The following is a 13,425-nucleotide window of genomic DNA, read 5'->3' on the forward strand; positions in this document are numbered from 1 at the left end:
AAAACATCAAAAGATGTCTGTTTGGATATGTGTAAACAGACATCTTTTTTATGTAGAATAAGGGATAAACCTTATGTAAAATCTAGGATTTAGCTCTTTCAACGTAGCTGCCATCTTCGGTTTTAACAACAATTTTTTCACCGGCTTCAACGAATGGGGGAACCATTGTTTTAACGCCATTAGATAACATCGCTGGTTTATATGAAGAGCTTGCTGTTTGTCCTTTGACAACAGGTTCTGCCTCGACTACTTCCAAAGTAACTTGTGCAGGAAGCTCAACAGAAACTGGATCCCCTTCAATTAATCTTACGATTACTTTCATATTATCTTGTAAGAAAGGTAATAGATCCCCAAAAATATCTTTATGAAGCAAAAATTGATCATAAGTTTCTGGATCCATTAACACGATATTATCGCCATCTTCATAAGAATACGTAAATTCTTTATCTTCGGCCATCAGACGCTCTACGGTATCAGCAGTACGCCAACGTTCGTTGGTTTTATTTCCTGTTTTTAGATCGCGCATTTCCACTTGGATAAATGCGCCACCTTTGCCTGGCGTGATAATTTGTTGTTTAAGGACAGACCAGCGACGACCTTCATGTTCAATAACTTGGCCCGCACGAATTTGGTTTGCCTGTTGTTTCATTAGTTCTCTCTAAAAAATAAACGAGTAAAAGGAAGATGTATAATCTGTAAACTCGAAAAAGGCAAGTTATTCACATCTCTCATCTTTTAAATTTGATGTATTTTCTTATTGGGGTCAAGCACATAATTAGGAGTTTGTGGATTAAAGTAATCAGGTCCAATGGGTACTTTGCCATATCCTCCTGGAATATCGAGGATATAAGTTGGCCATGCCAGTCCAGTTACCCGTCCGCGTAGAGCACTAAGCAGCTGCCTTCCTTCATCGATAGGAACATAAAAGCGTGCTGTACCTGGGGCTTTGTCAAGTTGGTGTAAATAATAAGGTTTGATACGCCATTCAACAAAATGACGCAGTAAGGATTCAAGTGTTGCAACATTGTCGTTAATATTTTTTAATAAAACGGATTGGCTTAATAAAGGAATGCCATTTTTAACTAAATTTTTAACTGCTTGACGAGCTGCAGGTGTAAATTCATTGGGATGATTGGCGTGTACAACAACCCATAAGGCTTTATCTGTTTCTAAACTATCAATAAATTCTTTGGTAAGTTGACTGGGTGCAGAAAACGGAACACGCGTATGAATACGAATTGTTGTAACATGAGGTATTTGCTCAAGTTGTTGTATAATAAAACGCATACGACGAGGAGATAAGACAAAAGGATCCCCACCTGATAAGATAACCTCTTTTATTTGCTGGTGGTTCTCAATCCAGTGTAGTGCGTTTTCAAGTTGAAGATCGGTTAATAACCCATTTTCAGGTCCTATTTGTTCCCTTCGGAAACAAAAGCGACAGTAAACGGGACATATAAGTAACGGTTTTAACAAAACGCGATCTTCATAACGATGGACAATGCCTGGAATAGGGGAGAGTGCTTCATCTCCAATGGGATCGTTCAGTTCATCTGGATGTGTTATCAGCTCATCAGGATGTGGGACATATTGCAATCCAATTGGACCCTCAGGAGATGCAATTAAATCAACCATTTCCGAGGACACAGCAATTGTATAGATTTTTGATAATTCGTTTAACTGTGTCAAATCTTGTTCAGAAATAAGATTATTTTCTAAAAGATCATGAACAGTGCGAAGTGTTTTTGAGGTCATAAAGGAATAAGGCTTTTATGTAGATTAAAGATACAAGTTTGTAAAAACAGAAAAATCGCATCTTTAATAGAAGGATGTAAAGCAAATTAAGAGAAATACGAGGACTCTTTAGTGAATAGATTAGATCGCGCCTCTCTATTTGATCGTTTGCCATTGTTGAAACGACGGCAATTAATGATAAAGGCAATCAGAAGTTTTTTTGATGCTCGTAATTATTTAGAAGTTGAAACTCCTTATCTAGTTTCTGCACCAGGAGAAGAATTACATCTAGAACCCTTTAGTTCAATGTATGAAACGCCTCAAGGGGAAAAAAGAGAGCTGTTTCTACATACGAGCCCCGAATTTGCCATGAAACGGATTGTTGCAGAGTTGCATCAACCTATTTATCAATTAGCAAGGGTTTGGAGGAATAAAGAAGGCGGATCATCTCACTCGCCTGAATTTACAATGTTGGAGTGGTATCATCCTCATTGTTCAATGGTTGAATTAATGGATGAAACAGAGAGATTGTGTAAAGTCTTATTTCCTCGACAAATAGAATATTCTAATCATCAAATCCGTTTTGGTGTGCCGTTTGAACGATTAACAGTCCAGCAGGCTTTTCAAAAATATGTTGGGGTTGATATTTTATCTTTACCTGACGACTCTCAAATACTAGCAAATGCAGCAGGATGCCAATTACGATTAGGGGAAACGTGGGAGGATTTATTTTTTCGATTGTTACTAGAAAAAATTGAACCGAATATTGGAAGGGATCGCCCGACCTTTTTAACGCATTGGCCAGTAAAACAAGCCGCTTTGGCAAAAATAGATTCGAACGACAAAAGGGTTGCTTTACGTTTTGAGCTTTATGCTGGCGGATTAGAGTTGGCAAATGCTTTTGAAGAATTAACCGATCCTGTAGAGCAACGTCAACGATTTCTTATCGATCGGCAACAACGAACAGAATTGTATCCTGAGGCTACTCGATGGGAAATAGATGAGGATTTTTTAAGTGCTTTGTCGAAAATGCCACCTTGCTCTGGTATTGCGGTGGGGTTTGATCGATTGGTGATGTTAGCAACAGGTGTCAAAAATATTCGGGATATTCTGTGGATATAAAATAAAAGATATTTGTTCATCGGCAAATATCTTATGAAAAACAATATGAGAGAGCTTGTCGAAATGGTTAAGAAAAGATAAAACCTAGATACAAGAATGATTTAATTCATTTCAACTGTTCTTTAAGGGAATAAAAGACTATGTCGCAGTTAAAACCACAACAATTTGCTGTTATTGTTCATAAAAGAAAATCAATAATCGGAACGCTGTTAGGAATGGTAGGCGTGCTTGCTGTGGCTGGATGTGGCGGTGTGCCTGAACATGAACGCGAATGTCAGTGGCAGGGAGCACCCTCTTGGTATTGTCGTCATACGGCAAAAAAAGATACTTATTTTGTTAAAGGGAATACGCAATCTTATTTTATTCCTGCTTACACTGGCGCTAAAGAGTTTCCAGTGCCTGATATGCCCGTCTATACAGATGAGACAATCGATCAAACGTTGCGTGCTTCTATCGTTCTAACAGATTATAAAGAGGCCTTAAGCAAAACAGGATTGCTTGCTTTGGTTGAACGTCAAGGACCTTATACTGTTTTTGCCGTTCCAAATAATTCGATGGAACATCCAACCTTTGCTGTAGAAGGTTCATTAATGGATGTTCAAAATGAAAATTTGTTAAAACAATTAATGGGTTATACTATTGTTTTAGGGAACTACTCACCAGAGAAACTTAGAAAACTAGCTTTAAAAAATGGCGGGTCTGTTGAGTTAACGACATTTTATAATGAAAAACTAATTGTGGTATTCGATCCTCAAACAGGTGAATTCGCCACTAAAAATAAAGCTGGGCAGATCAATAAAATTTGGGTCAACGGTATTCCCCAAGCAAACGGCACTTTGTATGTCAGCCAAGGTCTATTAAATTTTGTTAAATGATTAAAAATAAAATTATTCTGTGAATAAAGTGATATTCACAGAATCGAAACTTATTGTTTTTCTTCTTCAGCCTCTATAATTGCTCTTAACATGTTTTGGACACCTTTTGCTGGTCCATCAGGATGCCTCCAAACTGCACCAATGACGGATAAGAAATCAGCACCAGCTTTGACAAGCGGTTTGCAATTTTCTGCTGTAATTCCACCAATTGCAACAACAGGTAGCTCCATCATCTCTGACCACCAACTTAATAGTTCAATGGGTGCTCTGACATCGGTATCTTTGGATATTGTTGGGAAAAAAGCACCAAAAGCAATATAGTCTGCCCCTTTTTCCCCAGCTTTCATAGCCATGTCCCGGCTGTCGTAGCAAGAAACACCTAATTGTAAATCATTTCCTAATTGTGATCTTGCTAATTCGATCGGGGCATCATCCATACCAACATGGGCGCCGTCGCAGCCATATTCTTTGGCTAAATCAGGACGGTCATTTAAAATGAATGCAACATTCCTATCCTGAACGACAGGTTGTAATATATCGATTGCTTTACGAATTTCATCATCTGAAACATTTTTCAATCTCAGTTGCAAGGCTGCAATTGGACCAGCTTCCAATGCTTCGATAAGTAATGGTTTAAATTGTATAGGATCCAAGGTGGGAGGGGTTATTAAATAAAGTTCACAAGCATTCATCGTTCGTCTCAATATGTTGAATTTAACGATCAGAATAACATTAAGATTTATAAGTGACCATAGGAGAGTATATGCGCAATGCAAAACAAAAAAAGTATAATAAGAATACTAAAAGTGTTTTTGTTTTATCACTGAGATTATATTTATTGTTTTATAAATAATGTATTTTGACATCGGGTATTTTGTCTTTACTTAAAATGTGATTTAACCGATTAATGCTTTATACGTAATTTTGAAATTGATAAAATGTGGGTTGTTTTAAGTAAATATATTATTGTTGGTCTTGCGAATACCTTGCTGACTATGTTTGTGATTATTGCCTTGACGTATTATGGTATAGGTCTGTACGTGGCAAATGCATCTGGCTATGTTGTGGGTATCATTTTTAGTTTTATTCTCAATTCAATTTTTACATTTTCAGCAGCACTAAGTTTCACAAAGCTTTTAAAATTCTTGATTGTTTGTTTCATTTCCTATTTGGTTAACTTGATCGCAGTAAAGGGTTTTTTCTTAGTTTGTTCCAATGTGTTGTATCTTGCTGAGTATAAACCATATCTAGCACAATTGTGTGGTATGATGTTTTATACAATCACTGGTTTTATTTTGAATAAATTATGGGTCATGAAATGAATCATTATATATCGCAGGACACAACTTTCAAAATAAGAGAAACTATTCCTACTCTGACCATTATAGTGCCTTGTTACAATGAGGCAGAAGTATTTATACACTGTGTTAATGCATTAAAAAAAATTATTGTTGATTTAATTTCTAGAAAAAAAATACAACAAAATAGTTACATTTTATTCATAGATGATGGTAGCAAAGACAATACGTGGTCACAAATTATAGAAGCTGCAAATCAATCTGCTCATGTTCAAGGATTGAAATTATCGCGTAATCGTGGACATCAAATAGCTTTAATCGCAGGATTATCAGTTGTGGAAACGGATGTTTGCATAAGTATTGATGCAGATTTGCAAGATGATATAAAATGCATTGAACGAATGATCGATAGATATATGCTTGGCAATGATATTGTTTATGGTATCAGAAACGATCGTTCAAGTGACAGTTTTTTTAAGCGAATGACAGCAAATATTTTTTATAGCTCAATGTCAGCAATGGGCGTAAACCAGATCGGAAATCACGCTGATTATCGGTTGCTAAGTAAAAGAGCCTTGGAAGCTCTATTAGAATTTAAAGAACAAAATCTTTACATCAGAGGATTGATTCCACTACTCGGCTTTCAGAGTGACAAAGTTTTTTATACGCGAGAAGAACGTATTGCTGGCGAATCAAAATACCCGTTAAGAAAAATGTTGGGTTTAGCGATAGAGGGTGTTACATCTTTGACTGTAACCCCTCTACGTTTGATTTGTGCTTTGGGTTTTCTGACATGTTTTGTTTCATTTTTAGCAATTATTTATATTCTTATTGCTAAATTTACTGGCCAAGCAATCGAAGGGTGGACTTCGGTAATTATTTCCATTTTTTTTCTCAGTGGCGTTCAATTACTTTCGCTGGGTGTGATAGGGGAGTATATTGGTAAAATCTATATGGAAACCAAGTGCCGGCCGAAATTTTTTATTGATGAGCAAATAGAAGATTAATTGTGATCAAATAAAGTTTTAATATAATAAATATTATTAGAATTTTATTGAATTTGTATAAAGTAGATAGATGAAAAAAAGACGGTTTTTACTATACAACTATATGTTAACATTATTTTTAATTTTATTTGTTATTGGTCTTACAATTTATTATGTTAGCTCTGAACATAATGTATATTACTGGGATTACAACGGTTACTGGCGTTTATGGCAAGATACCACATTACAAATACTACAGAACCCTTTAGAAGGATTTAGCCATATATTTGCTTCTATAAATAGCAATGACTATAATGTGCTACCTATTGTTATCCCAACGATATTTAGCGGACTTCCTTTTTCTTCTAGGATGTCTTATATTTTATCCATAGTAACTTTATATTTTATGCCGGTAATTTTTTTATTTGCTAATATATGCTTCCACTTCATAACAAATTATGAGAAAAAGTTTAGTAATCTAGCTATATCGACTATATTGCCAGCAATGTTTGCAGCATTTTGGATACCAACATTGGCTGGATATCCAGATATTTGTGGATTAATCTTTGTTTTATTAGCACTTGTATACCAATTTAAACTTGATCTTGGTAATAGAATTCAAATAAAGAAAATGATAATTTTGGGCATTTTGTTGTGGAGCCCATTTTTATTACGGCGTTGGTATGCATATACAATAATTTCTTTGTATTGTTCATTGCCATTATTAAATTATTTTTTATATTTTGATAAATCATGTATTTGGAAAAGATTCAAAACGATTTATATAAATTTTTTGATTTCTGCAATGTCCACTTGTCTGTTTGCTTTGGCTTTTCAAAATGGTTTAATTATAAGAATTTTCAAAACAGATTACGCTGATTTATACGCCGCTTATCAAGGCGGACTGAGTTCTTCTATAAATTCTTTGTTTAACAGTTGTGGTTATTATATGCTGCCTATGGTGTTTCTGGGAGCATGCATTGGTTTATTAACAAAAAATATAAAACAAAAATCTTTTATTCTGTTTTGTATATTCAATTTAGTATTTACATTTTTTCTGTTTACCCGAACACAAACGCCAGGAGAGCAACATAATTTACCTTTTGCATTATGGATGTTATTCATTGCTTGTTATGGCATAATTTGGTTGAATAATCTGGTTTCAAATCAGCTTTATTCCTCAACTTTAATTATCGTTATTATTACTTGTTTGGGCTATATTGATCAAAAAGTTTTATTTGACCAACATACATATACCGTCTTACAAGAAAAATTATTGCCGTTAAAGCATTTACCCTTAAGAGTTGAACATTATCAAGCATATCTGAATTTAACAAAAGACATAGAACAATTACTTGGCTCTACTAAGACGATAACAGTATTGAGTTCCAATTATGTTTTAAATGACGATATGTTAAATACATTATCTAATCGACAGTTAAATGATCAAATAATTTCGACCTCTCAAGTAGATACTCGTGATAAAATTAGTATTAGTTCTTTCATAACAGATTATATTCTTGTTGTTGATCCACCCCAAACGCATCTAGGTGAAGTTAATCAAAGGGTTATTACTATTCCTGTCAATAGTCTTATTCATCATACGAATATTGGACAAGCCTACACAGTGGTTGGTCATGGTTACAAGTTGGATAATAATGCAACGGCGTGGATTTACAAAAAACAAAGAGTCTTTACCTCTTCCGAAGTGAGTGATTTTTTTGCTCAATATGATCAATATTATCCTCAATGGAAAAATATATATAATTTGACCATATTAAATTCCATACTGACAGCCAATATTGTAAAGGGCGATCAATCTGGTAATTTCTCAATAAATAATTTTACTTTTGCCATTTCTGCCCGTCCTGGTGATAACAGTCCTACGGTTGTTGAATGGTCACTAAAAGACATACCCAAGCTTAAAATACAGTCGAAAAATAAGCGATGTTCACAACGTAATGTAATCAAGATAATTATTTCAGGGGATAGGGCTCCAACAAAAGAACTCACGCTTTCTTATGGTGAAAAAGTGATTGTTGACATGAAACCTTGGCAAAAAATTTCAACCAAAATGACTATTGAAAACATTAAAAATTCTGGCTGTGATTTTTTAACAATTTCTGCTTTATAATTAGGAAACATTAAACAAAAAAAGGAGTCATTAACTCCCTTTTTTAAATACCAAAATTAGAGAAAACTAACCTTTAAAGATATTGATGATTTTATCCAACATAGCTAAGGCATCTTCGCGTTTACGTTGGAAAGTATTCCTGCCGATGATACCACCGCTTGCGCCGCCATCTTTTAAACCTTGAAATGTTTCAAATAAGCTTGTTTCGCTTGTTTGTTCACCACCAGAGAATAACACTAAACGGCGACCAGCAAATGAAGATTGCATAATATGTTCCGCACGTTTTGCTAACGTAGAAATATCAATTTTTTGATCTTCATATACCTTTTTAGCAGCAGGTAAACATAAATGGTCTGAAGGGGGTTTTACTTTAATGATATGTGCACCCATTTGCGCAGCAATATGCGCAGCATAGGCGCAAATATCAACAGCTGTTTCACCAGCTTTATCCAAGAATGGGCCACCACGAGGATAGCTCCAGACAACAGAGATCAATCCTGCTGCTTTGGCTTCTCTGATTAATTCTTGTAAGAAATCCATTTGTTCATAACAATAATCACTGCCTGGATAGATGGTATAACCAATACCAATACATCCTAAACGTGCAGCTTCTTGAACAGAACCTGTGATTGCTTGGTTTTTGATGTCGCTTAAACTATTGGCATTATTTAACTTTAAAATAGTAGGAATTTGATTACCATAAGAAACAGCACCACATTCCAATGCACCTAATGGAGCTGCGTAAGCACTTAAACCAGCATCAATAGCCATTTTATAATGATAATGTGGATCATAAGCAGCGGGATTAGCCGCAAAAGAGCGTGCAGGCCCATGTTCCATACCTTGATCAACAGGTAGGATCAGTAATTTTCCTGTACCACCAAGTTTTCCGTGCATTAAAAGACGGGCAAGGTTAGCTTTCGTTGCAGCGCTATCTGTTTCATAATTATCGAGAATACGCTTCACTTCAGGAGTGAGTTTCATGCTTAATTTACCTATTAGTAGTTAATTTTATAGCTTAGAATCTAATATAAATGATTTAAAATTGCTATTCATATTATAGTGAGCGATAAACAAGCGTTAATGCGCGCAAATTATTTTTTTTTGAAACTTAACGTCAACAAATTGAATGAGCTTGGTTTATTCGTAATGAATATTGTATTCGTTTGCTCGGCTCTATTTTTTAATAGTGAGGAATGTGGTGATTCCGATTCGAATAAAATATATTTTTGACCTTCTCTAATCGCAGCCATTGCTAATCCAGCATGATCGTAACAATCCAAAATATTAACAAAGTTTTTTCGTGGTAAAATGGTTGATGCTGTATTTATAAAAGCAAGCCACCAACGAACACCCAGATAAGTGACGGCATTAGGAGGGGATATGATACTAAAAGAAGGACTATTTTCAGAAGTATTTCGTGGATTTATACTTGTTTTTTTAATAAATTCTGCAATAAAGTAGATATGTGCAAGATGGTTGACAACAAAGCAAGGTATTTCTGTTTGTATTAAATAATGATTTAATGCTGTTGTGAATGTTTTTTTTTGTACAAAAATATAAGGGTTTTCTGTCATTATTACAAAAGGTCTTCGATGGTTATTCTGAGTGTATCAGATTGGCTTGTATTGTAATAAAACTTTAGATAAAGAACCTTTTATAAATAGTAAAGTTATTTGTTTGCTATAAATATACAAGGGGCAAAAGAAGTGGTTGAATCAGATACAGTGGATATGAATGTTCAAGATGATAATATTCAAATATCATCTCAACCAATTGTAACTTCTTCTTCAGAACAACGCTTGGACAATGCCCTGATGTCTATTGAAAATTTTCTTGCAGAACAAATTCATCGTTCAAATGCACAAGCGCAAGAGGATCTAGGGAAAAAAGAGGTTATTCTTGCAAATCTGGATAATCTAATTACACATATGCAAGAGATAGTCGAACAATTAGAAACTGTAGAACAAGTAGACGGATCCAGAGAAGAATAAATGGCGCAAGTAACAATTACAATTAACGGATATGGATATACTGTTGGCTGCAACGATGGGGAAGAACCCCATTTGCAAGCGATGGCAAAAGTGGTAGAGCAGCATATTGATCTGATCCGCCAAATTGGTGGTCAAAGTGGAGAAGGCAGGATACTGGCTTTGTCGAGTTTGCTAATGGCAGATAAGCTTCATGATATGGAAAAATATATCGCCAGCTTAGAAAAACAATTAGACAAACAAAAGTTAAAGCAACTACAGAAAGAAAACCAAGAATTAAGAAAAAAACTTGATGATTTTGCTGAAAGAGCCGAATCTATTGCAGAGAAATTGAATTTATCATAAAGTCGATTTATGGGGCTGCCTGGTTTGTTAGGTAAAACATACTCCCGGGCCGATAATCACTTCCTAGGGAGCTGGCGCTGTCGTGACCGTGGTCTCGTTATACTGGCACCCACCTGTATTGACAGGTCTGGAAGAGTTGATAGACCGACGGCTAAGGTGGCTTCATATATTTTAGTTAAGTAAATGATTGATATTTTACAACAAAAACAACAATTAAGGCATCAGCTTAAAAGCTTAAGAAGCCAATTTAATCAATCTCATCATCAATATACACCGCCGCTCATCCAAAATATTCTCAGTTTTATTTCTGCTGTTTGTAATCAAAAAGATGTCATTGCTTGCTTTTGGCCTTTGGAAAATGAAGCAGATTTACGACCGCTAATGCATGAATTACATCAGCAAGGCTATAAAGTTGCTCTTCCTAAAACGCCCGTTAAAGGAAATCCTCTCACTTTTTATTCTTGGTATCCATCCGCGGCGATGGAAGAGGGACGATATAAAACGATTTACCCGAATACAGAAATCGTGGAGCCTAATTTTATTTTAGTTCCATTAATGGGGTTTGATCGAAAAGGAAATCGTTTAGGTTATGGTGGGGGATATTACGATCGCACTTTACAGCATTTCACTGAGGCAAAATCTGCTGGAATTGCATTTTCTTATCAAGAAGTAACAACGATTCCAACAGAGCCATTTGACTTTGACTTATCTGCTATTATTACAGAATTAGAAATTATTTATACATAAAAGGGTTTATTGTGCGCATTGTTTTTTTAGGGGATATTGTCGGCCGAAGCGGTAGAGAAGTGGTCATTCAGGAATTACCAGCATTAAAAAGTAAACTATCCGTTGATGCTGTGGTTGTGAATGCAGAGAATGCTAGTCATGGTTTTGGTTTGTCACCAGCAATTGCACAGGACTTATTCAAAGCGGGCGTAGACGTCATTACTCTTGGCAATCATAGCTGGGATCGCAAAGACATTATTCCTTATATCCGTGAAAACCCTAAAATTATTCGCCCTTTGAATTATCCACCTAAAACGCCTGGGGCTGGGCATTATATTCATATGCTGCCGAATAGTAAAAAATTGTTGGTGATTAATGCCATGGGTCGCTTATTTATGGAGCCGTTAGACGATCCTTTTCGAATGGTTGACGAGTTAATCTCAAAATATCGATTTGGTATTGATGTTCATGCTATTTTAATTGACATTCATGCCGAAGCAACCAGTGAAAAAGCTGGCCTAGCCCATTATTTTGATGGACGAGTTTCGATTGTGGTTGGAACACATACACATATTCCTACGGCGGATTATCGTATTTTATCTTCTGGTACTGCTTTTCAAACCGATGCTGGTATGTGTGGGGATTATAATAGTGTGATCGGCATGCAAAAAGAGGCTGCTATTTATCGATTTGTTACTAAAATGCCAGGAATGCGGTTAAGCCCTGCTGAAGGATTAGCCACATTATGTGGGCTTATTGTTGAAACAGATGACAGAACAGGGCTTGCGAAAAGAATATCGCCCATTCGTTTAAAAGGGGATTTGGATCCTATTTTACCAAAATGGGACTAGAAGACCCAATTCATTATATCCCATAAGTTGTTTGGATTAATGTCTTAACAAAATATAGTTAATGGTTAAATCCAGTTCAAAATGATCAGGAAGGTCAGGTGGAATTTTAGGTAGTTTTGCCCCTCTGAACATTCCTGTTATGGCAGCATCCAATGTATCAGATCCTGAAGAGTTGGTTAAGCTGACCGACAAGACATATCCATCTCTGTTTAAAGCAACGTGAACAGAGGCACTGCCATCTTCACCATTTTGAGCAGCTTCGGGCGGATAATATAGATGTTGTCTTATCCATGCATTAATCGCATCGCCGTAATCATCGCTAACACCTTTGATACTGATTTTAGCAGCATAAGGAACGTTGATTCTGCCATTTTTAACCAAAGGGCCAGTAGACATATCCATGCCTGAACGAGAACCCTGAGGCAATCTGCGTGTTGCTGCTTTACGTCTTGACTTACTAGGATTCTCACTGAAATCGAGTGTTTGCATATTTGCAAAGGGATTGTTGGATTGTTCTGGGGCAGGTTGTCGCCGACGTGGTTGTTGGTGAGGTGGTGTGTAACGATAAGTATATTGGTGGTTTTTCGTTGTTTCTTTCTTTGGTGTTTGTTTTTGTTGTTGTGGGATAGGCATCGGTATTTCACCAACATTTGGAGGAAGCTCTTCAGTTGGTGGTTCTGGCGCAGTGACGCTTTGTTCTGGTGCTGGTGGTGGTGAAACCTCTGGTAACGCAGCAGGAGGTGGAGGCGGTGGAGAGGTTTCTCCTTCTTCACCACTCATGCCTTCGCCTGTTAACCCACTAGATCCTGTTGGAGTAGGCGCAAAAACAACATCAACAGGCTGTCCTTCGTTCGTGTTGCCCATCGGTTGAGCTGGAAATTTTAAGGTAGCTGCATATATACCGAGTAATACTAGACCATGAATAATAACTGAACCCGCAATATAAAAGATCATGGAATGCTGATCCGACTCACTACTATATAGTAGTGAGGAGGTTTTATTAAATATAATAGGGGATACGGTTAATGTTTGGTTAGTATCTTTATTGATGTAAGTTGTTGGTGTTTGTATTACTTGTTTGTTGAGTTTATCAAAAGAATTGCTGGCTGCGTAAGGCTCTTTACGTAGTAAGGGAAACCCCGCCAGAACACTCTTGTAATCTTTTGGTTTTTTTAAATAATGAGGTCTTAATGACAAATTTTGATTTAATTGGATTGAAATATTTGTCGGAGCAGGAACAACAGATCCACCAAAACGTTCATCGGGAGATGCCATAAGCGTTTTTTGATTCAAAGGTCTGTTGCTTTTTGTCATTCGCTTATCGATCTTTGCCTGTATTTGTGTTTGATAATATTATGTAATA

Annotated in this window: 15 protein-coding genes and 1 other RNA gene; 10 read left to right on the plus strand and 6 right to left on the minus strand. The window is 36.1% G+C overall.

Annotation, left to right across the window (positions count from 1 at the left end):
• Window positions 1–82 precede the first annotated feature (82 nt).
• Both efp and PQG52_RS02560 read right to left on the minus strand, forming a co-directional pair.
• Complete coding sequence (gene efp / locus PQG52_RS02555; RefSeq protein ID WP_271789017.1) at window positions 83–649, minus strand: elongation factor P; 567 nt, start codon at window positions 647–649, stop codon at window positions 83–85.
• An 86-nt stretch (window positions 650–735) separates the two neighbouring features.
• Window positions 736–1,755, minus strand: a complete 1,020-nt coding sequence (locus tag PQG52_RS02560; RefSeq protein WP_271827759.1) for a lysine-2,3-aminomutase-like protein — start codon at window positions 1,753–1,755, stop codon at window positions 736–738.
• A 111-nt stretch (window positions 1,756–1,866) separates the two neighbouring features.
• On the opposite strand from PQG52_RS02560, the gene epmA reads away from it, so the two are divergent.
• Both epmA and PQG52_RS02570 read left to right on the plus strand, forming a co-directional pair.
• Complete coding sequence (gene epmA / locus PQG52_RS02565; RefSeq protein WP_271827760.1) at window positions 1,867–2,856, plus strand: EF-P lysine aminoacylase EpmA; 990 nt, start codon at window positions 1,867–1,869, stop codon at window positions 2,854–2,856.
• A 140-nt stretch (window positions 2,857–2,996) separates the two neighbouring features.
• Entirely contained in the window at window positions 2,997–3,731 is a 735-nt protein-coding gene (locus tag PQG52_RS02570) for a fasciclin domain-containing protein (protein ID WP_271827761.1), read from the plus strand.
• A gap of 50 nt (window positions 3,732–3,781) precedes the next feature.
• Here the strand turns inward: PQG52_RS02570 and thiE are convergent, their stop codons facing one another.
• On the minus strand, window positions 3,782–4,423 hold the full coding sequence (gene thiE / locus PQG52_RS02575) for a thiamine phosphate synthase (RefSeq protein WP_271827762.1): 642 nt from the start codon (window positions 4,421–4,423) through the stop codon (window positions 3,782–3,784).
• A 303-nt stretch (window positions 4,424–4,726) separates the two neighbouring features.
• On the opposite strand from thiE, the gene PQG52_RS11440 reads away from it, so the two are divergent.
• The 3 genes from PQG52_RS11440 (at window position 4,727) to PQG52_RS02585 (ending at window position 8,149) form a co-directional block, all read left to right on the plus strand.
• Window positions 4,727–5,053, plus strand: coding sequence for a GtrA family protein (locus PQG52_RS11440; protein WP_408869534.1), 327 nt, complete (start codon window positions 4,727–4,729; stop codon window positions 5,051–5,053).
• Entirely contained in the window at window positions 5,050–6,036 is a 987-nt protein-coding gene (locus PQG52_RS02580; protein WP_271827763.1) for a glycosyltransferase family 2 protein, read from the plus strand. Before PQG52_RS11440 ends, PQG52_RS02580 begins: the two co-directional genes overlap by 4 nt.
• 70 nt (window positions 6,037–6,106) lie before the next feature.
• Window positions 6,107–8,149: a hypothetical protein gene (locus PQG52_RS02585; protein WP_271827764.1), complete on the plus strand. Its 2,043-nt coding sequence runs from the start codon at window positions 6,107–6,109 to the stop codon at window positions 8,147–8,149.
• A 66-nt stretch (window positions 8,150–8,215) separates the two neighbouring features.
• Here PQG52_RS02585 and PQG52_RS02590 read toward each other — a convergent pair whose 3' ends face one another.
• Entirely contained in the window at window positions 8,216–9,133 is a 918-nt protein-coding gene (locus tag PQG52_RS02590; RefSeq protein ID WP_271827765.1) for a class I fructose-bisphosphate aldolase, read from the minus strand.
• Between the two features lie 110 nt (window positions 9,134–9,243).
• Complete coding sequence (locus tag PQG52_RS02595) at window positions 9,244–9,726, minus strand: calponin homology domain-containing protein (RefSeq protein WP_271827766.1); 483 nt, start codon at window positions 9,724–9,726, stop codon at window positions 9,244–9,246.
• Between the two features lie 132 nt (window positions 9,727–9,858).
• Here PQG52_RS02595 and PQG52_RS02600 point away from each other — a divergent pair, with 132 nt between their 5' ends.
• The 5 genes from PQG52_RS02600 (at window position 9,859) to PQG52_RS02620 (ending at window position 12,062) form a co-directional block, all read left to right on the plus strand.
• Complete coding sequence (locus PQG52_RS02600) at window positions 9,859–10,143, plus strand: hypothetical protein (RefSeq protein WP_271827767.1); 285 nt, start codon at window positions 9,859–9,861, stop codon at window positions 10,141–10,143.
• Window positions 10,144–10,485 carry a cell division protein ZapA gene (locus PQG52_RS02605; RefSeq protein WP_271827768.1) on the plus strand — a complete coding sequence of 114 codons (342 nt, stop codon included), beginning with the start codon at window positions 10,144–10,146 and terminating at the stop codon, window positions 10,483–10,485.
• 9 nt (window positions 10,486–10,494) lie between these two features.
• Window positions 10,495–10,652: non-coding RNA, 6S RNA (gene ssrS, locus PQG52_RS02610), on the plus strand.
• Between the two features lie 16 nt (window positions 10,653–10,668).
• On the plus strand, window positions 10,669–11,232 hold the full coding sequence (locus PQG52_RS02615; RefSeq protein ID WP_271827769.1) for a 5-formyltetrahydrofolate cyclo-ligase: 564 nt from the start codon (window positions 10,669–10,671) through the stop codon (window positions 11,230–11,232).
• An 11-nt stretch (window positions 11,233–11,243) separates the two neighbouring features.
• Window positions 11,244–12,062 carry a TIGR00282 family metallophosphoesterase gene (locus tag PQG52_RS02620; protein WP_271827770.1) on the plus strand — a complete coding sequence of 273 codons (819 nt, stop codon included), beginning with the start codon at window positions 11,244–11,246 and terminating at the stop codon, window positions 12,060–12,062.
• A gap of 36 nt (window positions 12,063–12,098) precedes the next feature.
• Here PQG52_RS02620 and PQG52_RS02625 read toward each other — a convergent pair whose 3' ends face one another.
• Entirely contained in the window at window positions 12,099–13,376 is a 1,278-nt protein-coding gene (locus PQG52_RS02625; RefSeq protein WP_271827771.1) for an energy transducer TonB, read from the minus strand.
• Window positions 13,377–13,425 lie beyond the last annotated feature (49 nt).

The organism is Commensalibacter communis (assembly GCF_947179105.1).
Lineage (GTDB): Bacteria > Pseudomonadota > Alphaproteobacteria > Acetobacterales > Acetobacteraceae > Commensalibacter > Commensalibacter communis.

What these genes read in the sequence shown, in the direction of transcription:
- efp (WP_271789017.1), bottom strand. Translation starts at nt 649, where the DNA reads ATGAAACAACAGGCAAACCAAATTCGTGCGGGCCAAGTTATTGAACAT.
- PQG52_RS02560 (WP_271827759.1), bottom strand. Translation starts at nt 1,755, where the DNA reads ATGACCTCAAAAACACTTCGCACTGTTCATGATCTTTTAGAAAATAAT.
- PQG52_RS02570 (WP_271827761.1), top strand. Translation starts at nt 2,997, where the DNA reads ATGTCGCAGTTAAAACCACAACAATTTGCTGTTATTGTTCATAAAAGA.
- thiE (WP_271827762.1), bottom strand. Translation starts at nt 4,423, where the DNA reads ATGAATGCTTGTGAACTTTATTTAATAACCCCTCCCACCTTGGATCCT.
- PQG52_RS11440 (WP_408869534.1), top strand. Translation starts at nt 4,727, where the DNA reads ATGTTTGTGATTATTGCCTTGACGTATTATGGTATAGGTCTGTACGTG.
- PQG52_RS02580 (WP_271827763.1), top strand. Translation starts at nt 5,050, where the DNA reads ATGAATCATTATATATCGCAGGACACAACTTTCAAAATAAGAGAAACT.
- PQG52_RS02585 (WP_271827764.1), top strand. Translation starts at nt 6,107, where the DNA reads ATGAAAAAAAGACGGTTTTTACTATACAACTATATGTTAACATTATTT.
- PQG52_RS02590 (WP_271827765.1), bottom strand. Translation starts at nt 9,133, where the DNA reads ATGAAACTCACTCCTGAAGTGAAGCGTATTCTCGATAATTATGAAACA.
- PQG52_RS02595 (WP_271827766.1), bottom strand. Translation starts at nt 9,726, where the DNA reads ATGACAGAAAACCCTTATATTTTTGTACAAAAAAAAACATTCACAACA.
- PQG52_RS02605 (WP_271827768.1), top strand. Translation starts at nt 10,144, where the DNA reads ATGGCGCAAGTAACAATTACAATTAACGGATATGGATATACTGTTGGC.
- PQG52_RS02615 (WP_271827769.1), top strand. Translation starts at nt 10,669, where the DNA reads ATGATTGATATTTTACAACAAAAACAACAATTAAGGCATCAGCTTAAA.
- PQG52_RS02625 (WP_271827771.1), bottom strand. Translation starts at nt 13,376, where the DNA reads ATGACAAAAAGCAACAGACCTTTGAATCAAAAAACGCTTATGGCATCT.